Below are 20,747 nucleotides of genomic sequence, written 5' to 3' on the forward strand. Positions count from 1 at the left end.
ATCATCACACCAGGTGCGGGCCCGGGCCCACCGCGTTTTCACATGCTGGTCGGCGTAGCTGTCGGAAGAAGGCGCGGATGTCCCCCACCAGCAGTTCGGGCACCTCCATGGCGGGGAAGTGGCCGCCCCGGTCGTACGAGGTCCAGCGCACGATGGCATCGGTCCGCGCGGCGACATGGCGCAGCGGGATGAAGTTGTCCCGGGGGAAATCGGCCAGTGCGGTCGGGGTCCGCGACACCTCGGGCGGTCGACCGGAGTACGCGGCGTGCGCCCGCTCGTAGTAGATGCGGGCCGCGCTGCCGGCCGTTCCCGTGAGCCAGTACAGCATCACGTTGGTCAGCATCTGGTCCCGGTCCACCGGGCACGCGGGGTCGCTCCACTCGGTGAACTTCTCCGCGATCCAGGCGAGCAGCCCGACCGGCGAGTCGTTGAGCGCGTACGCGAGGGTCTGCGGCCTGGTCGCCTGGATGTCGGCGTACCCCTGCCGTTCGCGCGACCATGTCCGGTAGCGCTCCCAGGAGGCCAGCGTCCGCTGTTGTTCGGCGGGGGACAGGGCGGCCAGTTCCTCCGGCCGGGGTTCGGCGGTGGCCCCGCCCCCGGGCAGCAGGTTCAGGTGCACTCCGATCACGTGGTCCGGCCGGATCAGCCCGAGTTCCCGCGAGATCGCGGCCCCCCAGTCACCGCCCTGCAGCCCGTACGAGCGGTGGCCGAGGCGTTCCATCAGCACGCCGAAGGCCCAGGCCACCCGCTTGAACTCCCAGCCCGTCTCGGTCGTGGGTCCCGAGAGCCCGAAGCCGGGGATGCTCGGCAGCACCAGGTGGAAGGCGTCCGCCGGGTCGCCGCCGTGTGCCCGGGGATCCGTGAGCGGACCCGCGACGCGCTGGAATTCCACCGGCGAGCCGGGCCAGCCATGGGTCATCAGCAGCGGGGTCGCGTCCGGCTCCGGCGAGCGGAGGTGCGCGAAGTGCACCCGCGCACCGTCGATGACCGTGGTGAACTGCGGCCACTCGTTGAGCCGGGCCTCGGCCGCCCGCCAGTCGTACTCCTCGCGCCAGTGGTCCACGAGATCCCGCATCCGGTCGAGCGGTATCCCGTACGCCCAGCCGACCCCGGGCAGTTCGTCGGGCCAGCGCACCCGCCCGAGCCGTTCGCGCAGGTCGTCCAGCTCGCCCTGCCCCACATCGAGCCGAAACCCGCACAACCGCTGGTCAAGATCACTCATGCCCGCATGCTAGGCCGTCCCGTCCGGGTCCTGCCGGGCCGGGCCGGGTCCGGCCCGGTCCGGCCCGGTCCGACCGGGCGTGATGTCAGTCGCCGGTCGCGCGGCGGGTCATCAGCAGTTCGAGCCCGTCCAGGACCCGGGCCAGCCCGAACTCCAGGGCCTGATCCTGTCCGCCGTGTTCCGCCACCGAGGCCAGTGCCGCCCCGAGGGCGGGGAACCGTTCCCCATGCGTGCGCATCACCTCGCCCAGCATCAGCGCGAGTTGGGCGTCCGGTCCGCCCCCCGCCGAGCCGGGTCCCGCGCCGGCGGCCCGTTCCTGCTCCGCGATGCTTCGCACGTGTCCGGCGAGCAGCACCACCGCGTCCATCGCCTCGGCCCCGGTGAGGCCGCACCCGTCCAGCGCGGCGAGTGCGGCCTCCATCCACTCCAGCTCCCGCGGGCCCATGACCCGTACGCCGACGGTCGCCTCCAACAGCCACGGGTGGCGCCGAAAACCGGCCAGCAGGCCCCGCGCCCACACCTGAAGGCGCTCCCGCCACGGGCCGCCCGGGGACGGCGCCGCCGCGGGCATCGCGGCCTCCACCATCAGCGCGACCAGTTCGGCCTTTCCCGGTACGTACCGGTACAGGGCCATCTTGGTGACGGCCAGCTCGGCGGCCACCCGCTGCATCGACGCGCCGACCAGGCCCTCCGCGTCGGCGATCTCGATCCCCGCCCGGGCGATGCCCTCCAGGGCGAGTCCCCGCTTCGGCCCGCGTGCGGGCCCGGCGGGCGGCGGCCCCCACAACAACCGCACGGCCGGGCCCCACTGCTCGCTCGTCATCGCCTTCACCTTGCGCTCGCACGAAAACTGCGTCTACCGTACACGGTATTGATCTGTATCCGATGGACACAGTTATCGTGTCACGCAAGGAGTCCCCATGACCGCACCGACAGAACACCCCGCCGCCCCTCGGCCCGAGGCCCGTACCGTCCTGATCTCGGGCGCCGGCGTCGCGGGCCCCGCCCTGGCCCTCCGACTCGCCCGCCACGGCCTGCGCCCGACCGTCGTCGAGATCGCCCCCGCCCCGCGTCCGGGCGGCCAGGCCGTCGACTTCCGGGGGGAGACCCAGCTCCACGTCCTTCGACGGATGGGGATCCTCGACGAGCTCCAGCGCCTTCGGACCGGCGGCAGCCCGATGACCTTCGTGGATGCCGAAGGCCGTCAACTGCTGCACCTTCCGGCCGAGTTCGCGGGCGGCGACATCGAGGTCCTGCGCGGCGACCTCTCCCGGGTCCTCCACGAGGCCTCGCTCGCCGCCGGCGCCGAGTACGTCTTCGGGGACTGCCTGACCTCCCTCACCGAGACGGCCACCGGCGTCGACGTCACCTTCCGGCACGCCCCACCCCGCAGCTTCGACCTCGTCATCGGCGCCGACGGCCTCCACTCGCACGTCCGGAGCCTCGCCTTCGGTCCGGATGCCGACCACGTCACCCACCTCGGCCACTACGCCGCCACCTGGAGCCTGTCGAACCACCTGGATCTGGACCTCCGTCCGGGCGCCGGCTCCCTCGGCCACAACGCCCCCGGGCGCCTGGCCGCCGTCGCCGCGGACCACACCGACCCCACCCGGGCCCGCGCCTTCCTGGTCTTCGCCTCCCCCGAGCTCGCGTACGACCGGCACGACCCCGAGGCCCACAAACGCCTTCTGCGCCGGGCGTTCGCGGGTCTGCCCTGGAAGGTGGACCGCCTCCTCGACTCGCTCGAGACCGCCGACGACCTCTACTTCGACTCGATCAGCCGCGCCGACGCCCCCGCCTGGTCCACCGGCCGGATCGCCCTCCTCGGTGACGCCGCCTGTGGGGCGACCATCGGCGGGATGGGAACCGGCACCGCGATCCTGGGCGCGTACGTCCTGGCCGGCGAACTCTCACGCTCGCCCGGGGACCATCGCGGCGCCTTCACCCGCTACGAGTCCCTGCTGCGTGCCTACGCCCAGGAGCGCCAGAAGGGTGGGGACCGCACCGGCCGCTTCCTCGCCCCCGCGTCGAAGCTCGGCCTGCGCCTGCGCAACACCCTCCTCGGCAGACGCCGCGTCCTCGCCTGGATGCTCAGGGCGGCGAAGGAAGGGACCGCCCTCGCACTCCCCCACTACCCGGACCACTCGGACCACTCGAACCACCCGGTCAAACCCGCGGAGCCCGTCGTGCAGCGCGCGGACGCGCCCGTGAACTCGACCTCGGCGCAGCTTTCTTGACGTTCCGACATGCTCGCCGCCAAGAATGATTCACCCAAAGATCCACACAAGCGTCCGAACGACCCTCCGCCTCCGCAAAAAAGTACCAGCCGACTGGTTTTTTTTCGGGTTGTCCGACTAGATTGACGGCACACCGCGGCGATCACCGCTCGGGCAGTGACCAGAGGGAAGACCGGAACGTGGCGAGGGCCAGACAGGAGCGGGCTGAGATCACCCGCCAAGCCATACTCGACGGCGCGGCGACCGCCTTCGACCTCAGCGGGTTCGAGGGCACCAGCCTCAGCGACGTCGTCAAGAACGCCGGAGTCACCAAGGGCGCCCTCTACTTCCACTTCCCGTCCAAGGAAGCCCTCGCCCGCGTCCTGATGGACGAGCAGATCCAGGTCCGCGAACACGTCCCCACCATCGAGGACCCGGGCCTGCAGACGGTCATCGACCTGACCCACCAGATGGCCCACGGACTGCGCAGCAACATCCGCATCCGCGCCGGCATCCGTCTGGTCATCGAGTTCGGCTCCTTCACCCACCCCGACCCGACTCCGTACGACGCCTGGATCGACACCTGTCACAGCTGCCTGACTCCCGCTCAGCAGCGCGGCGACATATTTCCGTCGCTGGACGTCCAAGAGCTGTCGACACTGCTCGTCGGCGCCTTCACCGGTATCCAGGTCACCTCGTACGTCCGCACCCGCCGCGAAGACCTCCACGCCCGTGTCACCGATCTGTGGAAGTTCCTCCTCCCCTCGATCGTCCCTCCGGAGCGCATGAACCTCTTCATCCCCACGGGAACGCCCGAGACGGACCCGCCCGCCCTCACCCACTGACGCAGGGCGGTCTCGCACACGCCGTGGCGAACCACGGGGGTGCTCGCCACGGCGTGCCCGAGACCGCCCTGACCTGACCTGACCGACCCGACCCGCCCGACGCGACCGAACCGACGGACCCGACCGAACCGAACCAGCCCTGCAGCCGGGGGCTCGTGAACCGGCCGGGCCGACGGCGACGCCGACGTTCGGGCTGATCGATTCGAAAGTCCCCCATCGCGCCGGGTACCCGAGGCGCTCACGCCGCAGGGCCGTCGGGCCGGTCCGCCTCCATGGCGAACTCCACGCCGGGTCCGCTCGCCCGGCCCGCCCCGCCGCCATCACCCACCCGGCGTTCCAGGACTGTTCACCCCCTCGTGGCCCGCGCCTTCCCGGAGCTACCGGGCACAGCCGGCCGAATGGGACCCGAGAGGTCTGGACCATTGAAGTCACGCCAATCCATGGCGCGTTGACTTCGGTGCCACGTTCTCGCAACGACTGGTCTATACCTTTAACCCTAGGATGGGCCACCTGAAACGGGTACATGCACAGCCGTGGGGGGCTTTATGACCTTTCATCATCTTCCGCAACCACCATCCGACGAAGAGCTCTACTGGTACTTCGGACCGCAACGGCGCTGGGTCCTCGTCAGCACCTCGCTCGCCTTCGTGTTCACGGCGGCGACCATGTTCACCTTCGCCCTAAAGACACCGGCGCTGTGGGCGTTCCTGGCCGTCCTCGGGCTCAACCTCGTCGCCCTCGCCCTCTCCAGCGTCAACAGCCTGCGCCTGCGCCGGCTCACCCGGCAGTCGCACGAGGTACTCGTGCACGCCTGGCGGCCGGCCGCGCTGCCCGGCGTCGACCTGTACCTGCCGACCTGCGGAGAGCCGCTCGACGTGCTCGGCAACGCCTATCGCGCGGTGTCCGCCGTCGACTGGCCCGGCGCGCTGACCGTCTGGATCCTGGACGACGCCGACCGGCCGGAGGTCGCCGCGCTGGCCGCCTCGTACGGCTACGAGTACGTCGTACGACCCGACCGCGGCCACCTGAAGAAGGCCGGCAACCTCAACCACGCGCTCACCCTGAGCAGCGCCGAGTTCATCGCTATCCTGGACGCGGACTTCGCCCCGCGGCCGGACTTCCTGCGCCACCTCGTGCCGTATCTGGCCGACCCGGCCGTCGGCATCGTGCAGAGCCCGCAGTGCTTCGACACCGACGAGACCATGGGGTGGATCCAGCGGGCCGCCGGCTCCGCCCAGGAGTGGTTCTTCCGCTGGATCCAGCCGTCCCGGGACGCGAGTGACGCCGCCATCTGCTGCGGCAGCAACGCCGTGTACCGGCGCAGCGCGATCGACCTGGCCGGCGGCTTCGCCCGGCTCGACCACAGTGAGGACCTGTACACCGGACTCGCGCTCCACGAGCAGGGGTTCCGCACCCTGTACGTGCCGGTACTGGTCGCCAAGGGCACCTCGCCGGACCGGGTCACGTCCTTCGTCAACCAGCAGTACCGGTGGGCGATGGGCAACCTCCACCTGCTCGGCACGCCCGTCCTGCGGCGGATGCGCGCGCCCTGGCGGATGCGGCTGTGCTTCTACGAGGGGATCGTCGGCTACCTGACCACCGCGGTGAACACGTTCATGGCCCCGCTCCCGCCGCTCGTGATGATGTTCTGGTTCCCGGACCACATCCGGCCCTGGCACGTACTTCCCCTGCTCGCCCCGCTGTGGCTGTGGCACGTGCTGCTGCCGCGGATCAGCCGCACCCGCTGGCGGGTCGAGGTCATCCGGGCGAACGTCCTGACCAGTGTGGCCGCGGCGACCGCGTTCGTACACACGCTGCGGGGGCGCAGCGCGGCCTGGGTGCCCACCGGCACGGGAAGTACGGGGGCGCCCGGTGGGATGGCGCGCCGGGTGGTCGCCGTCTCGCTGGTCTGGCTCGCCCTCTCCAACGGCGCCGCGGGCACGGGGCTCGCGCTGGCCGTGGCCGAGCACGGCTGGGAGCCCAACTGGGGGCTGCTCCTCTATGTCCTGGTGCAGTACCAGATCAACGTTCCGCTGATCCGGGATCTGGTCGCCGAACTGCGCCCGAGCGCGGGGCCGGTGCGCACCCGGGTACGGGCCGCGCTGCGCTCGCGCGGTGGTGTGCTGCCGCGCCGCTGGCCCGAGACCGTCGCCGCTTCCGCGGTCCTCCTGCTGACCGGCCTGCTGGCATCGGGGTGGGTCGATCCGATGCTTCCCTGGCTGAGTTGAAAGGCAGCATCCGCATGTCCTTCCTCGTCACACCCGGCCGGCGCCGGCTTCGCGGCGGCGCCCCGGGGGCCGTGGATCTGCCCTCCGGATCCCGCTCCGGCAACGAGTCCGGGCCGAGCCCGCACCGGTCCGCCTTCCGTCCTGACATCGAGGGGCTGCGCGCGGTCGCCGTCCTCTCGGTGCTCGCCTTCCACGCCGGCATTCCCTGGACGACCGGCGGTTTCGTCGGCGTGGACGTCTTCTTCGTCATCTCCGGCTACCTCATCACCGGCCTGCTGGTCCGCGAGGCGATCACCACCGGCCGGATCCGGCTCGGTGACTTCTTCTCCCGACGGGCCCGGCGACTGCTGCCGTCCGCCGCCGTGGTGCTGGCCGCGGTGGCCCTCGCCGGGGCCTGGCTGACCGTACCGCTGCGCCGTACCGACATGGAGTACGACGTCGTCGCGGCGGCGCTGTCCTTCGCCAACTGGCGGTTCGTGTCGCAGCGGACCGACTATCTCGCCGCCGGTCACGACCAGAGCCCGCTGCTGCACTTCTGGTCCCTGGCCGTCGAGGAGCAGTTCTACCTGTTCTGGGCCCCGCTGTTGGCGGTACTGGTGCTGTGCGCCGCCCGGGCGGTCCGCCGGGGCCGGGCCGTCCGCCTCGTCGTGGTGTCGGCCGCCGCACCGCTCACCCTCGCCTCGTTCGCGGCGGCCCTGTACTGGACCGAGCACTCCGTATCCCTCGCGTACCTCGGAACTCCCTCGCGTGTCTGGCAGTTCGGTGTCGGAGCGCTGCTCGCCCTGCTGCCCTGGCACCTGATGCGCGGTCCGCGGCCGCTGCGGCTGCTGTGCGGCTGGACCGGGGCCGCTGCGATCGGCTGGTGCGTCGCGTCGTACGACGACGGGACCCCGTATCCCGGTTTCGCGGCGCTCGTACCGACCCTGGCCGGCGCCGCCGTGATCCTCGCCGGGACACCCGATCGGGGTGAGCGGCACACCCAGGGCGCCTGGGACGTGGGACGGCTGTTGTCGGGGCGGGCGCCCCGGGCCGTGGGGCGGCTCTCCTACACCCTTTACCTGTGGCACTGGCCGGTGCTCGTCCTCGCCGAGGCCCGACTCGGCACTCTCGGCTGGCCGGCGAAGACCGCGCTGACGCTGGCGGCCGTACTGCCCGCCCTCGCCACCATGCGCTGGGTCGAGCGGCCGCTGCGTCGCAGCCGTACGGTCTCCGAACTCCCCCGGCGTGGGCTGTCGGTGGGCGTCTCGGCGATCGTGCTGCCGGTGGTGCTCGCGCTGGTGGTGGGTACGACCACGCTGCGGGTGCTGGGTCCGGCCGGCCCGGTCGACACGCAGGGACTGCCCCCGGGCGCCGCCTCGGGCCCCACCCTGCTCGACCGTACGGCCGGAACGCCGCTCGTCGACGGCCCGGTGGTGCCGAGTCCCGCGCAGGCGCGGGGGGACTTCCCGCCGGACGGGGCGTGCGAGGTCGCCCCGGCCGGGACGCGCAGCCCGGACTGCCTGTTCGGCGCGGTGGACAGCCCGGACCGGATCGTACTGCTCGGGGACTCGCACGCCGGGCAGTGGTTCTCCCCGATGCTGGCGCTGGCGTCGCAGCGCGGCTGGGCACTGCAGGAGTTGGTGAAGCAGGGCTGCCCGCTGCCGGAGCTGACGGTGGACAGTCCGCAGCTCGGCCGTGTCTACCGGGAGTGCGACGCCTGGCGGGCGGACTCCCTTCAGCGGCTACGAGAGCAGCCGAAGCCGCGGCTCATCGTGATCGCCTCGCTCAACCGGTACACCGAGGACACGGAGCTGCTGGCCGAGGCGTGGGAGCGGACGCTGACGCCGCTGCGGGCCCTGGGCGCGCCGATCGTGTACGTCGAGGACACGCCGGTACCGGGTCAGGACATCCCCGCGTGCGTCTCCGGCAGTCCGCGGTCCCCCGGCGACTGCGCCTTCGATCGGGCGCGGGCCCTGGGGCCGGATCCACTGGCGCGGCGGATCGGGTCCGGCGCCCAGCCCGGCGTACGGAGCGTCGGCGTGAACCAGGTCCTCTGCCCGGGCGACGGGCCGACCTGCCCGGCCGTGCTCGACCGGATCCTGCTCTACCGGGACGACGCGCATCTGACCAATGCGGCGGCGGTGGTCCTGACCGGCCGGTTGGAACGGCTGCTCACGGAGGCCGGGCTGCTGCCTGCCGCGGGTGGCACGGCGGCGTCCGGAGCGAGGACGCCGGGGCCGGACGGGTGGACGTCGCTGATGCGCGACGACTTCGACGGCCCGGCGGGGGCGCCGCCGTCCGCCGCCGCCTGGATCCACGACGTCGGCACCTGCTACCCGGGCTGCCCGGCGCCGCAGTGGGGCACCGGCGAGATCGAGACCATGACGGACTCGACCGACAACGTCCGCCTCGACGGGCGGGGCGCGCTGGAGATCGTGCCCACCCGCAAGGAAGGGCGGTGGAGTTCGGGGCGGATCGAGACGCGGCGCTCCGACTTCGCGCCTCCGCCGGGTGGGATCCTGCGGATCGAGGCCTCGATCGCCCTGCCCGATGTGACCGGGGAGAAGGCGGCGGGGTATTGGCCGGCCTTCTGGACCCTGGGGGCACCGCTGCGGGACGGGTACACGGGGTGGCCGGGCGTCGGGGAGCTCGACGTCATGGAGTCCGTGAACGGGCGGGACACCGTCTTCGGCACGATGCACTGCGGTGTCCTGGAAGGCGGTCCGTGCCGGGAGCCCGGCGGCCTGACCTCCGGTCCGCAGCCGTGCGTGGGCTGCCGCACGGCGTTTCACTCGTACGCCGTCGAGGTGGATCTCACGCCGGGCGCGGAGGAGGTGCGTTGGTCTCTGGACGGGCGCGTGTACCACCGGGTGACCGCGGACCGGATGGACCCCGGGACCTGGAAGGCCGCCGTGGACCACGGGCTGTTCCTGATCCTGAACGTGGCGGTCGGTGGCGATCTGCCGCTCGCCGACGGCGCGAACGCCGGCCCGGCCACCGAGCCGGGCCATGCGATGCGGGTGGACCACGTCGACGTCCGGGTCCGGGAGCGGAACACATAGCGGTACGCGGGCACGGGGGTACGCGGGTGCTGAGGTAGGGACCTGTGGCGGGGGGAGCGCCTCGCTCCGGGCCGGCGAGCGGTCCGTGAGCGGGGCGCGCTCAACGGGGATCGATGCGGATCGATGCGGATTCCCGGAGCACGCCCGGCGCCTGCGCGGCACAGGTCCGACGCGGGATCAGAAGGCGAAGACGGCGTTCCCGTTGAGGGTCGCGGCCATCACGCAGGTGTTGGAGAAGGTGTACTTCCAGGCGACGCGGCTGCCCTTCCACACGCCGTCGGCGGTCACGGTGACCGGGGCGTAGTGCATCGGGCAGGCGCGGTCCGGGTTCGGCGAGGCCAGCAGGCGGTCCAGCGCTCCGCCAGCGGAGTTCAGGGCGGCGCAGGCGGCCTGGGGGTCCGGGTGGGTACCCAGCGCGGTCGGGGCGCAGCTGAGGGTGGAGGCCCGGACCACGGTGGAGTTGGTGGCGTCGTCGCCCTGCGCGACGGTGAACACCAGGGCGGACGGGGCGTACAGGCTGGAGGGTTGGGCGGCGGCCACGCCGGTGGCGCCGGCCACACAGAGGAGCGTGGCGGCGGAGGCAGCTGCGATGCGGTGACGCACGACGGAACTCTCTTTCGATTCAAAGGTTGAACGCGATATTTGGTTTCGATATCGCGCCGTTGCGGCATCAGACTGTCTGACGCGAAGGCAAGTTGCATATCGACGACCGATTTACGGACAGGGCGTTCGCATATCGACGACCGAATGGTCGTTCGGGCAGCTCACGCGGGGTGCGCCCGCCCCACCGACGCAGCCCTGGCGCCGACCTCCTCGCCGCCGACCTGCGCCTTCACCCCCGCCTGACCTGCCACGAGCCGCGCTCGGTTCACCCGATGGCCACTCAGCTTGACCGAATATGCACGTTCGATCACCGAGAGCGACGCATGCGGGAGGCCCGGTTCCGCGCCGACCCGAAGCCCGCGCGATCTGGGTGACGCCCTGTCGGATCACGGCGTGAGCCAGGCCGGCGGCACTCGGGCGGGTCGGGTCGTGCGGAGCGGTGCTCGCGGGCGTGGTGTGTGACCATCCCAGGATTCACTCGTTTGACGCGGGCGTGAGCACCTCTCAGAGATTCGACTCGGCCGCCGTCGAGCACGCCGAGGCGGTCCTTGTCGAGCAGTACCCCCGACTGGTCCGGCTCGCCTACCTGACGCTCCCGGACTCGCTGGGCCGGCACGCCCGCGTCCTGCTGGCCCACAAGGCCGTGCAGCGGGCGCTGCCCCGCCCCGGCACACCGGCGGAACCAGCCGGCGCCGAGGGGGGCTCGGACGAACCGGACCCGCACCTCACGCTGGTCCGCACCCGCGTCCTACGCGCCGCCCTCGCTCCCGCCGGACCCGCGGGCGGCATCCGGGCCCGCATCGGCCGGCCGCCCGTACCGCCCTTCGTGTGGGGGCTGCGACTGTGGCCACCCGCGGGCGGGATCGACGAGGCCGCCCAGACGCTGGACGGTGCCCCCGCTCCCGTGCGGGCGGCGTTCGTCCTCCACCACCTGGACGACCTGACCGAGGACGAAGCCGTGCGCCTCCTCCGCCGCGCCGGGGCTCCCGATCCCGCCGGATCCGTACGCGCCGCCCTTGCCCTACCCGTCCGGGAAGGACTCCTCCAGGCCCTGCGCCGGCCGGAGTTCGACGCCAGCGTGGTCAGCACCCGCCCCACCGACCTGCTGCGCCGACGCCGCAGGGCCCGGGCCTGCTGGGCCGGCCTCGCCACCCTGGCCGTGACCCTCACCGCGCTCTCCGTCCACGGCTCGCCCCCGGACCCGGACGTACGCCCCGCAGCCGGACCCGCGGCCTCCGGCGTGCTGGACCCCGCCCGGCTCCAGCGTGTCCCCGCCGAGGCGTGGGCCGACACCGCCCGCGTCGACTTCACCGCCTGGCCCGCCCGCGGCGGCCGGACCGGCGACCGTGACCTGCTGGCCCGTGCCCTGCGCACATGGGCCGCGCCGGGCACGACCCCGGTCACCATGACGCCGGGTACCACCGCCGAACCGCCCGCACGACCGCCCCAACTGCTGTACGCGGGCGAACTGGACGGTCGCGCGGTGGTGCTTCTGCGCGACGAGGACCGAGTCGTGCGCTACGGCGAAACCACCACCGGATCCGGGGCCCGCACGCTCGATGTCACCCGCACCGACGACGCGGGCGTCACCACGGCGGCCGCCCTCACCCTGTCCCGGGCTCCCGGCGGGGCGTCGGCCCGCTACCTCCTCGCCCCGTGGATCGCCACGGCCGCCACCCGCGACCTGCACCGCGCCGCCGACGCGCCGCACACGCTCGCCGTCGCGGGCGACGGGGTCACCGCCCCGGCCGCGGTTCCTCCCGCCGGCGGAAGCTGCGCCTCCTGGCCCGTCCTCGAACTCACCTCATCGACCCGCATCGTCGAGAAGCACTCCTTCGTCCTCACCGACCTCGGCGCGCTGTCCCCGGTGCACCTGACCTACACGCCGCTGCCGGACGGCCCCGCCGCCGCCCCCGCGCGCCAGCCGCGGGAAGCCACCGGCCCCGAGGCCCGTGCGGCCTGGGCACCCCTGGCCTGCCGGCTCGGCGAACTGCGGACCGGCGCCTACCGGGCCGTCAACGTCTGGGACTTCGCCACCGCCCAGCTGCCCGACGGAGGCGGCCGCGCGGTCTGGTCGTGCACACGGGCCTCCGGCTGGGCCGGGCCGGGCGACGTCACGGTCCGGATGCGCCTCGAAGCCGGGCCACCGCAGGACGTGGCGCGGGCCCGCTCCACCGCCGCCTGCGGCCGGTTCGGCCAGCACCTCCTCGCGGGCTTTCGCTGGCGCTCCCCGGCCGGCCGGTGGTACCTGCTGGCCGCCGGAAGCCGACAGGTCACCGGGATCACCGCGACCGGCGCGGTGCGGGCCGGCGCCGCCGACCGTACCCTCGCCGCCCCCTGGCCCGGCCCGGACGGTCCGGTGTCAGTGACGGGAACCCTCGCCGGCGGCGGCACCGTGACCGCCCTCGACGGAGCGGGAGGCGGCCGCGACTGACCGGTGACGCGAGCCGTCACCGGCCGTCGGAGCTCCCGGCCGACCTTGGTGGGCCGGCGACGTCCAGCTCGTCGAGGCCGTTGCGGGAGCGCGTGAAGGGCGTCACCCGGACTCCTCCCACGTGCATCGCGGTGACGTCCCGCCAGGTACCGAGCCGCGTGCTCCCCACCTTGTCGCCACTCGTGAGGACAGCACGGGGGTGGTAGTCATCACGGCGCCGGTCTGCGACGTTGTCACCCGCCCGATCCGCGGTGTCCATCCCGGATCGGGAGCGGCCACCCGCGTGATGGTCCGCTACCCCCGTCCGTGCTCCGGCGGCGCCCTGGGCGAGCCGGGGGGGGCGGTCGGAGGCGGCGGCAGAGCCTGCCACCGCCCCCGCCCCTCACCTGCAATGGCCCCGCATCAGCCGGGCTTGAACGGCTGAGCGCCGTGGAACAGGACTTGGCTGTCGTGCCGTTCTAGTACGACAGGTCCTTCTGCTCCGTGATCAGGCGGCCGGCGATGTGCAGGTTGCCGTCGGAGTCGAGCACCGCGATGACCTTCTTCGTGGAGCCGTGGTGGGTCGTGAAGTAGATCTTGTCCGCCTCCTGCGAGGAGGAGAAATTCGTGTTCACCGACAGCTCGATGCTCACCGGCGAGCTGATGAGCACGTCCTTCTTCGGCGAGTTCGGGTAGACCTGGTTCTGCCGCAACGCGATGCGGCCGTGGGTGTCGCCCTCGTCCCAGTCCGACGCCTGTCCAAGATCGATATCGGGCATGTGACCTCTCCTCCAGTCCGGGCGGACCGCTACTCCTCTCGCGGGTCTCCAGCCACGTCGGTTCATGACTGCAGTCCGGAAAGGACGCGCCCCGCTCCCCCAGCGAAAGAACCATCCGGCCCGGGCTCATCGCAACGCCGCCCGAACCAGATCGAGAAACTACACGGCCCGTTCATCTGATGATGACCAAACAGCCGAGATAGTCACAAAAGGCTGAAACATCTTCAGATGTCTGAATAATTGCGTACTGGAGTGCGGGGAAAGCGCCTGTCCGATCACTCCGCGCCTGACAGCGATCCGACCGCTCCGGTCGAGTGCGCCTGGGCCGAGGACAAGGTCGGAAGCGGCCCGAGACCGGACGCGGTCCTGGGCCTGCGGGTCGAGCTTCAGCAGCAGCTCCTCGCCGACCACCCCCTCGCGCCGCCAGATGGCGCAGAGGGTCTCCGGACCCACTTCGGCGACCTCCGGCTCCGCGTCGGCTGGGGTCTGCACCAAGGCTTCGACGACCGGCCTGCCCCGAATTGCCGCGATCGCCCGCGCCATCCGGGCCCGCTGCTCCGCGGGGACGGCCGGGTCGGCGAGCGAGCGCAGCACGTCCACCGTGTCGCGAGCGTCCTGGCAGGGCAGCTCGATCCACCCGCCGCCCTGGATCCGCGATGCACCACCGGTCGGCGGCTCGAACCGCCTACCGACCGACAGAACGAGGACGAACATGGTCAGGAGCGTCTGAGCGCAGCACACAGACCCCACCCCATTATTAATTAGGTAAGCCTTACCTAAAGATGCCTTACGATGCCGTCATGCAGAAGATCATTCGCGTACTGACGGCGCTGGCGACCGGTCTGGTGCTCACCGCGCCCGGCGCGCTCGCCGCGCCCGCCGTGGCCGCGCCCGCCCCGGGGGTCGCCTCCCGAATCGAACTCCCGCGACCCACCGGCAACTTCGCCGTGGGCCGCGACACCCTCCACCTGGTGGACCGGGAGCGCAAGGATCCCTGGGTGCCCACGGCCGACCGGGAATTACTCCTGTCGCTCTACTACCCGGCGCTCGCGCGCACCGGAACTCCCGCTCCCTACATGGCCACTTCCGAGGCCAAGGCGTTGCTGACCGACCGCGGGCAGCTCGGCTCGTACGTCACCCCCGAGCGCCTCGCGGCCGCCCGGACGAACGCACGCACGGACGCGCTGCCCCGGCCCGCCGCGCACCGTTACCCGCTGATCGTGCTCTCCCCCGGCTTCACGATGCCCCGCGCCTCACTGACCACTCTGGCGGAGGACCTCGCCTCCCGCGGGTACGTGGTGGCGGCGGTGGACCACGCGTACGAGTCCGACGGCACCGTCTTCCCCGGCGGGCGGCTGCTCACGTGCAAGGCCTGTGAGCAGGTGTTCCCCGACGGCTCGCTGCACCGGGTCTCCGACGGCCGGGCCCGTGACATCCCCTTCGTGCTGGACCGGCTGACCGGCCCGGGCGCGACGTGGCGGTACTCCTGGCTGATCGACCCCCGGCGCATCGGCATGGCCGGGCATTCCATCGGCGGTGCGGCCGCGTCGGCCACCATGGCCGTGGACCCGCGCGTGGACGCCGGGGTCGACATGGACGGCACCCTCTTCACACCCGTACCCCAGGCCGGTCTCGGCGGGCGGCCCTTCCTGCTGCTCGCCGGTGACCCGGCCCTGCTGCCGCCGGACTTCCCCGACACCTCCTGGGAGGACAACTGGCCCCGGCTGGACGGCTGGAAGCGCTGGCTGACCGTCACGGGGGCCGGGCATCCCGGTTTCACCGACTGGCCCGTACTGGGCGACCAGGTCGGGTACCCGCACCCGGAGACACCGCTGTCCGGCACCCGCTCGCAGCAGATCACCCGGGCGTACGTCGGCGACTTCTTCGACCTGCACCTGCGAGGGAAGCCGGCGCCGCGCCTGGACGGCCCGACGGCAGCCGACCCGGAGGTCGTGTTCCACCGCGGCTGACCGAGCCGAACCGAGGACTCCACACGCAGGTCGCACACCACCGAGGGCGGCGCCGCCGCCGATGGCCTGAGCGGCGTGGCCATGACGCTGCTGACGCCCTCTATGGCCGCGCCCACGCGGCAGAGTTCCTGCCGGGCACGGCGTTCCGCGATCCTACGGCCGCGTCCGTAATGGCCGCGCCGCCCGGACATACGGCGCCCGAAGTCCTGACCGACCGGGGCAATGCGCTCGGCTCGGTCCACCGGGCCATCGCCTGCGAGGAGTTGATCGCCGCCTTCTGCCGGGAACACAGGACGCGGATGCGACGGTCGGCAGGGCAGGGGTTCGTCGTCGTTCAGTCCGGTGAGCTCGGCGTGGACCGGGACGCCGACGAACGATGGTGCCACCCGCGGTTCCCGGGCGTGCGCCTCCGCGGTCGTGCGACCGTGCCGGCGTAGCCGCGGCACCAGGGAGGGGACCGCCGGCAGACGGGCCTGGGCCCGAGGAACTCCTCGGTGCACGAAGGCCGTCGCTCGGACGGGTGGGGGCGCTCCGCGTAAGGGGCGCCCCGTCGCCGTTCGCGTCCTGCCCCGGCCGGCGAGCGTCTGCGTGGGGCGTGAGCTCGGCTCAGCCCGATGACGTCACCGGAGTCCGCACGCCGAACCACTGCTCGGCGCCGAACTCCTCGAATCGCTCCACCTCGGTGAACCCGAGCTTCGCCGCGAGGCGCTTCGCGCGGTCGTTGGCACTCTGGGTGCAAAGGACCACGGGCTCGTCCGGAGCTGCGTCGGCGACCCAGTCGAGTGCGGCCGCGCACGCCTCGGTGGCGTACCCGTGCCCCCATGCCTCCGGCAGGAACATGAAGCCGAGTTCGACCTCTCCGGCCTCCGGGCGGACGTGCCCCTTGCGTTCGGGGCCGCGCCGATCGAGCGTGACCATGCCGATCATCGCTCCGTCGAGGTCGATCACGAAGAAGCCGGGGCGTCGCCCCGGTACCTCCGGCACCGAGCCTTCGAGCTCGGCTCGTGGTCGGGCGCCACCGACGTAGGTGCCCACCTCGGGCGATGCGAACAGCTCGATGAACGCGGCACGGTCGCGCGCCTCGGACCCCCGCAGAACCAGTCGATCGGTCCGTATCGGGGTGGGTTGCCAGGCCTCGGCTCCGATTTCAGTCATGCCGGACAACGTATCCCACGCATGGAGGAACGATCCGAGCATGCGCCGACGGCTCGGAACGCCGTACCGCCGTGGCGCCGTAGGAGGTCTGCGGCACATTGTTCGGCCATGAGTGGCGCGCGCCCCGATCGGCCCGACCGTTCGCGATTCAACCAGCTTGCCCACAAGCGCGGTTGGGTCGCTGCGACACGCCTCGGAAAGCCCACGACTGCGACGACATTTCTCCCCTTTCACTGCACTCTTAGGTTAGGCTTACCTAAGAGTGGGGGTGTGGGGATGCAGGACAACGCGCGAGACCAAGCGCAGCAGGACGAATGGGCCGATGAGGTGCTGGCCTGGATGAGTTCCCAGGAGGAGATGGACCGCGCACTACGTGACGCGCTGCGCCGCACGCCCAGTCAGCGGGAGGAGACGATCGCCCGGATGGCGGACGCCCTTCGCGGAGCGGCCCAGGGGTTGACCATCCCCGGGTGCGCGGCCGCGGCCGGCGTTCCCGAGCGCATTCTGCGCGAGTGGCTGGAGATCGACACCAGCTTCGCCACGGCACTCGACTCCGCACACGCACTGGCCGAGGCGCACGGGCTGAGCCCCGGGGCGGCACCGACTCCGGCCGCGTTGCAGCTGATGCTGAACGCGATCCGCAAAGGGGCCGCCTGGCCCGCCGCGGCGACCCTCGTAGGCATCTCCGTGCGCGGCTTCAACCGCCTACGGGCCGAGGCACCACCGGTGGGTGCCCTGATCGCGGCGGCCCAGCGGGCGCGCTCGGCGAAGGCGGGCGCGAGCCGGCGACGCAGACCGCCCAGAACGGCGAGCCGCCGGGTCGGATACCGGATCGTGCAACTCGACGATCCGCTCCTGTCCCCGGACAGCCAACCGGACGCCCCCGGAGGTGGGTTGGACGAACGCGCCACACATCGGGATTGAGCGCGCGATCACGCGAAGACCGATTTCGGTGGGCGCCGTCCACCCTCCCGACGGTAAAGTTAGGTTAGGCTTAGCTAAGTAAGAGATGAGAGTCGGAGCATCCTCCGCCCCTCGTCGAGCTCCGCGCGCCCGTTCACCACCGACGCTCCGCGCAGCGCCGGTGACAAGGAGATCCAGCCGTGGGCCCTGTGACCATCGACCCTTATCCCATGCCCACCCAGGACCTGGTGCCGCGCTCCGTGGCGCCCTGGTCCGTCGACCCCGACCGGGCCGCCCTGCTGATACACAACATGCAGAACCATCTGCTGCGGCCCTTCCCCCGCGATCGCTCCCCCCTCGTGGACCTGATCGGCAACATCGCCGATCTGCGCAGGTCGGCACGGCGGCTGGGCCTCCCGGTCGTCTTCAGCACCGTACCGGCGGGCGAGCGCCCCGAACAGCGAGGTCTCGTCGCCGAGATGGAGACCGATCCGGTGGCGCCGGACCGCGACGCGTCGATCACCGAGGAACTGACCCCGCGCAAGGGCGAGCACATGATCGCCAACGCGCGGCACAACGCCTTCCTACGCAGCCACCTGGAGCGCATCCTGCGCACCACGGGGCGGGACCAGCTGATCCTGTGCGGCGTGTTCGCCCATTCCGGCGTGCTGCTCACCGCGGCGGACGCGTTCATGAACGACATCCAGCCATTCGTCGTGGCCGACGCGGTGGCGGACACCTCCGCGGAGGAGCACGCGCTCGCCCTGCGCTGGACGGCCGCACGGGGCGCCGTCGTACGCACCACCACGACCCTCATCGACGAACTGGAAGCCTGAATGACGACCGTGGACCTCGCCCCATGAGCGCACCGGCGGCGCCGCGGGCGCGCACCCTCATCGAGGCCCTGCCCTGGCTGGAGCGGTTCCAAGGCCGCACGGTCGTGGTCAAGTTCGGCGGCCACGCCATGGTGAACGAGGAGCTCAAGGCGGCCTTCGCGCAGGACGTGGTCTCCCTGCACTACGCGGGGCTTCGGCCGGTCGTCGTGCACGGCGGCGGCCCCCAGATCAGCGCGATGCTCGAACAGCTCGCACTGGAGGTCCGGTTCGCCGCGGGCCTACGGGTGACGACCCCCGCGGTGATGGACGTCGTCCGCATGGTGCTGGCCGGGCAGGTGCAGCGGGACATCGTCGGCCTGATCAACCGTCACGGCTCCTTCGCCGTGGGAATGACCGGCGAGGACGCCCGCACCCTGTCCGCCGTCCGGCGGCCGGCCCTGGTGGACGGCGCCGAGGTGGACATCGGCCTGGTGGGCGACATCGTGCACGTCGACCCCGACACCGTGCGGGGGCTGTTGGAGCGCGGGCGTATCCCGGTGATCTCTCCCATCGCCCGGGGAGCGCACGACGACAACGTCTACAACATCAACGCCGATCTGGCGGCCGCAGCCCTCGCCGAGGCACTGGACGCCGAGAAGCTGGTGATGCTCACCGACGTCGCCGGCCTCTACGCGGACTGGCCGCACAGCACGGAGATCATCGACCGGCTCACGGCCGGTGAACTGGCGGAGCTGCTGCCCTCGATGGCGGGCGGCATGGTGCCCAAGATGGAGGGGTGCCTGCGTGCGGTGCGCTCCGGGGTACGGATGGCGCACGTACTGGACGGCAGGGTTCCGCACGCCTTGGTGCTGGAGGTATTCGCCGACGAGCACACCGGAACCACGGTGGTGCCCGACGGTCCGCCGGGCGAGGAACACCTCCCCCGCTGAACCGGGGAAGGTCGACCTGCCCGACCCTCCCCCACCCCCGGAGCCACCTCGGCTCCGGGGGCCTTCGGCGTGCCCAACTTCGGCTACTCGCCGTGCGGTTGGCGCCGCCCGCGACAGCCACGGGCTCAACTTGACAGCTTCCGACCCGTCAGAGATGTTAGGCCAGCCTTACCTAACTAAATTGGGTAGGACCGAGGAAGGATGGGCATGTCCGCACCGCACGCGAGCTCCACACCCGGGGACGCTCTCCCGGACATCAGGGACCTGGTGGGCATCGGCTTCGGGCCGGCCAACCTGGCCCTGGCGATAGCGATCCGGGAGCACAACGACCGTCGCGCCTCCGGCGAGGCGCTCCGGGCCTCGTTCATCGAGCGCCAGGAGGACTTCGGCTGGCACCAGGGCATGCTCCTCGAAGGGGCCACCATGCAGGTCTCCTTCCTGAAGGACCTGGTGACCATGCGCAATCCGGGGAGCCCCTTCAGCTTCCTGCACTACCTCCAGGACCGGGACCGGCTGGCCGACTTCATCAACCAGAAGTCCTTCTTCCCCACCCGCCTCGAATTCCACGACTACTTCCGCTGGTGCGCCGCCTCCTTCGGTGAGCTGGTCGACTACGCCACCGAGGCCGTCGAGGTGCGCCCGGTGGGGCCGGCCGGCGCCGCGGACACGCTGGACGTCATCACCCGGCCCACCCCCGCCGCCGGGCCCCGGCGCGCCACCCGCACGCGCAACCTCGTACTCGGGACCGGGCTGCGTGCACGCGTCCCGGCCGGGATCCGCACGGGCCCGCACATCTGGCACAACCGCGACCTGCTGCACCGCGCACCGCGGCTGACGGCCCGTCCGCACCGCCGGTTCGTCGTCGTCGGCGCCGGCCAGTCCGCCGCCGAGACCGCCGACCACCTGCACCGCACCTTCCCGGACGCCGAGGTCTGCGCCGTGTTCACCCGGTACGGGTACAGCCCGGCCGACGACAGCCCGTTCGCCAACCGGATCTTCGACCCGGCCGCCGTCGACGAGTTCTTCCAGGCCCCGGAGGAGGTCAAGCGGCAGCTCATCGGCTACCACGCCAACACCAACTACGCGGTGGTGGACGGCGATCTGATCGAACAGCTGTACCGGACCGTCTACCAGGAGAAGGTCGCGGGCACCGAGCGGCTGCGCATCCTGAACACGACCGCCCTGACCGCCGTGGAGGAACTGCCCGACGGGGCGCGCGCCGTGGTGCGCTCCCTGACCACGGGTCAGACCCTGACCCTCGACTGCGACGCGGTCGTGCTGGCCACCGGGTACCGGCCCACCGAGCCGGCCGAGCTGCTCGGCGACCTGGCCGAGGAGTGCCTCACGGACGGGCAGGGCAGGCTGCGCGTCGGCCGTGACCACCGGGTGGAGACCACCGACCGCGTGCGGGCCGGTATCTACGTCCAGGGCGCCGCCGCCGAGCACACCCACGGCATCACCGCCTCCCTGCTGTCCACGCTGGCCGTGCGCTCGGGCGAGATCTGCGACTCCCTGCTGCTGCGGGTCGCCGAGCGCGAGCTACAGGCCGCGCCGGCGACCCGGGCGGCGGCCGTCGCGGACGCCGTACCGGGCCGGCGGGGCTGAGC

General features: G+C 72.1%; 16 protein-coding genes. 10 read left to right on the plus strand and 6 right to left on the minus strand.

Annotated features, from left to right (window positions below; genetic code table 11):
- Positions 1-4 precede the first annotated feature (4 nt).
- Together BCL76_RS36240 and BCL76_RS36245 are read right to left on the minus strand one after the other, a co-directional pair.
- Positions 5-1,222 carry an epoxide hydrolase family protein gene (locus tag BCL76_RS36240; protein ID WP_109783653.1) on the minus strand — a complete coding sequence of 406 codons (1,218 nt, stop codon included), beginning with the start codon at positions 1,220-1,222 and terminating at the stop codon, positions 5-7.
- 85 nt (positions 1,223-1,307) lie between these two features.
- Positions 1,308-2,045: a TetR/AcrR family transcriptional regulator gene (locus tag BCL76_RS36245; protein ID WP_109783654.1), complete on the minus strand. Its 738-nt coding sequence runs from the start codon at positions 2,043-2,045 to the stop codon at positions 1,308-1,310.
- A 97-nt stretch (positions 2,046-2,142) separates the two neighbouring features.
- Between BCL76_RS36245 and BCL76_RS36250 the strand changes: the two genes are divergently transcribed.
- The 4 genes from BCL76_RS36250 to BCL76_RS36265 all read left to right on the plus strand — a co-directional run bounded on the left by BCL76_RS36250 (position 2,143) and on the right by BCL76_RS36265 (position 9,552).
- A complete protein-coding gene (locus BCL76_RS36250; protein WP_109783655.1) occupies positions 2,143-3,459 on the plus strand; it encodes an FAD-dependent monooxygenase in 1,317 nt (438 codons plus the stop codon).
- 179 nt (positions 3,460-3,638) lie between these two features.
- Positions 3,639-4,283 (plus strand): ScbR family autoregulator-binding transcription factor, encoded by a 645-nt coding sequence (locus tag BCL76_RS36255; RefSeq protein ID WP_258310123.1) that lies wholly within the window; start codon positions 3,639-3,641, stop codon positions 4,281-4,283.
- A 545-nt stretch (positions 4,284-4,828) separates the two neighbouring features.
- Positions 4,829-6,511 carry a glycosyltransferase family 2 protein gene (locus BCL76_RS36260; RefSeq protein WP_109783656.1) on the plus strand — a complete coding sequence of 561 codons (1,683 nt, stop codon included), beginning with the start codon at positions 4,829-4,831 and terminating at the stop codon, positions 6,509-6,511.
- A gap of 14 nt (positions 6,512-6,525) precedes the next feature.
- Entirely contained in the window at positions 6,526-9,552 is a 3,027-nt protein-coding gene (locus BCL76_RS36265) for an SGNH hydrolase domain-containing protein (protein WP_109783658.1), read from the plus strand.
- Positions 9,553-9,729: 177 nt separating this feature from the next.
- On the opposite strand, the gene BCL76_RS36270 is transcribed toward BCL76_RS36265, so the two are convergent.
- Positions 9,730-10,155 (minus strand): subtilase-type protease inhibitor, encoded by a 426-nt coding sequence (locus BCL76_RS36270; RefSeq protein ID WP_258310124.1) that lies wholly within the window; start codon positions 10,153-10,155, stop codon positions 9,730-9,732.
- Positions 10,156-10,648: 493 nt separating this feature from the next.
- Here BCL76_RS36270 and BCL76_RS36275 point away from each other — a divergent pair, with 493 nt between their 5' ends.
- Positions 10,649-12,589: a hypothetical protein gene (locus BCL76_RS36275; RefSeq protein ID WP_109783661.1), complete on the plus strand. Its 1,941-nt coding sequence runs from the start codon at positions 10,649-10,651 to the stop codon at positions 12,587-12,589.
- 458 nt (positions 12,590-13,047) lie between these two features.
- Here the strand turns inward: BCL76_RS36275 and BCL76_RS36285 are convergent, their stop codons facing one another.
- Together BCL76_RS36285 and BCL76_RS36290 are read right to left on the minus strand one after the other, a co-directional pair.
- A complete protein-coding gene (locus BCL76_RS36285; RefSeq protein ID WP_109783666.1) occupies positions 13,048-13,347 on the minus strand; it encodes a DUF6342 family protein in 300 nt (99 codons plus the stop codon).
- 159 nt (positions 13,348-13,506) lie between these two features.
- Complete coding sequence (locus BCL76_RS36290; protein WP_146228505.1) at positions 13,507-14,061, minus strand: hypothetical protein; 555 nt, start codon at positions 14,059-14,061, stop codon at positions 13,507-13,509.
- A gap of 86 nt (positions 14,062-14,147) precedes the next feature.
- Between BCL76_RS36290 and BCL76_RS36295 the strand changes: the two genes are divergently transcribed.
- Positions 14,148-15,317: an alpha/beta hydrolase family protein gene (locus tag BCL76_RS36295; protein WP_109783671.1), complete on the plus strand. Its 1,170-nt coding sequence runs from the start codon at positions 14,148-14,150 to the stop codon at positions 15,315-15,317.
- A 606-nt stretch (positions 15,318-15,923) separates the two neighbouring features.
- On the opposite strand, the gene BCL76_RS36305 is transcribed toward BCL76_RS36295, so the two are convergent.
- On the minus strand, positions 15,924-16,472 hold the full coding sequence (locus BCL76_RS36305; protein ID WP_109783676.1) for a GNAT family N-acetyltransferase: 549 nt from the start codon (positions 16,470-16,472) through the stop codon (positions 15,924-15,926).
- A gap of 276 nt (positions 16,473-16,748) precedes the next feature.
- Between BCL76_RS36305 and BCL76_RS36310 the strand changes: the two genes are divergently transcribed.
- The 4 genes from BCL76_RS36310 to BCL76_RS36325 all read left to right on the plus strand — a co-directional run bounded on the left by BCL76_RS36310 (position 16,749) and on the right by BCL76_RS36325 (position 20,745).
- The gene (locus BCL76_RS36310; protein ID WP_109783678.1) at positions 16,749-17,396 is read left to right on the plus strand and encodes a hypothetical protein; all 648 of its coding nucleotides are present in this window, start codon (positions 16,749-16,751) and stop codon (positions 17,394-17,396) included.
- Positions 17,397-17,605: 209 nt separating this feature from the next.
- Positions 17,606-18,211: an isochorismatase family protein gene (locus BCL76_RS36315; RefSeq protein ID WP_109783762.1), complete on the plus strand. Its 606-nt coding sequence runs from the start codon at positions 17,606-17,608 to the stop codon at positions 18,209-18,211.
- Between the two features lie 23 nt (positions 18,212-18,234).
- On the plus strand, positions 18,235-19,140 hold the full coding sequence (argB, locus tag BCL76_RS36320) for an acetylglutamate kinase (RefSeq protein WP_109783680.1): 906 nt from the start codon (positions 18,235-18,237) through the stop codon (positions 19,138-19,140).
- A gap of 207 nt (positions 19,141-19,347) precedes the next feature.
- Positions 19,348-20,745 carry a lysine N(6)-hydroxylase/L-ornithine N(5)-oxygenase family protein gene (locus BCL76_RS36325; protein WP_109783682.1) on the plus strand — a complete coding sequence of 466 codons (1,398 nt, stop codon included), beginning with the start codon at positions 19,348-19,350 and terminating at the stop codon, positions 20,743-20,745.
- Positions 20,746-20,747: the final 2 nt, after the last annotated feature.

The organism is Streptomyces sp. CG 926 (genome assembly GCF_003148825.1).
Lineage (GTDB): Bacteria > Actinomycetota > Actinomycetes > Streptomycetales > Streptomycetaceae > Streptomyces.

What these genes read in the sequence shown, in the direction of transcription:
- BCL76_RS36290 (WP_146228505.1), bottom strand. Translation starts at nt 14,061, where the DNA reads ATGTTCGTCCTCGTTCTGTCGGTCGGTAGGCGGTTCGAGCCGCCGACC.
- BCL76_RS36260 (WP_109783656.1), top strand. Translation starts at nt 4,829, where the DNA reads ATGACCTTTCATCATCTTCCGCAACCACCATCCGACGAAGAGCTCTAC.
- BCL76_RS36325 (WP_109783682.1), top strand. Translation starts at nt 19,348, where the DNA reads ATGTCCGCACCGCACGCGAGCTCCACACCCGGGGACGCTCTCCCGGAC.
- BCL76_RS36295 (WP_109783671.1), top strand. Translation starts at nt 14,148, where the DNA reads ATGCAGAAGATCATTCGCGTACTGACGGCGCTGGCGACCGGTCTGGTG.
- BCL76_RS36265 (WP_109783658.1), top strand. Translation starts at nt 6,526, where the DNA reads ATGTCCTTCCTCGTCACACCCGGCCGGCGCCGGCTTCGCGGCGGCGCC.
- BCL76_RS36305 (WP_109783676.1), bottom strand. Translation starts at nt 16,472, where the DNA reads ATGACTGAAATCGGAGCCGAGGCCTGGCAACCCACCCCGATACGGACC.
- BCL76_RS36310 (WP_109783678.1), top strand. Translation starts at nt 16,749, where the DNA reads ATGCAGGACAACGCGCGAGACCAAGCGCAGCAGGACGAATGGGCCGAT.
- argB (WP_109783680.1), top strand. Translation starts at nt 18,235, where the DNA reads ATGAGCGCACCGGCGGCGCCGCGGGCGCGCACCCTCATCGAGGCCCTG.
- BCL76_RS36250 (WP_109783655.1), top strand. Translation starts at nt 2,143, where the DNA reads ATGACCGCACCGACAGAACACCCCGCCGCCCCTCGGCCCGAGGCCCGT.
- BCL76_RS36245 (WP_109783654.1), bottom strand. Translation starts at nt 2,045, where the DNA reads ATGACGAGCGAGCAGTGGGGCCCGGCCGTGCGGTTGTTGTGGGGGCCG.
- BCL76_RS36315 (WP_109783762.1), top strand. Translation starts at nt 17,606, where the DNA reads ATGCCCACCCAGGACCTGGTGCCGCGCTCCGTGGCGCCCTGGTCCGTC.
- BCL76_RS36240 (WP_109783653.1), bottom strand. Translation starts at nt 1,222, where the DNA reads ATGAGTGATCTTGACCAGCGGTTGTGCGGGTTTCGGCTCGATGTGGGG.
- BCL76_RS36285 (WP_109783666.1), bottom strand. Translation starts at nt 13,347, where the DNA reads ATGCCCGATATCGATCTTGGACAGGCGTCGGACTGGGACGAGGGCGAC.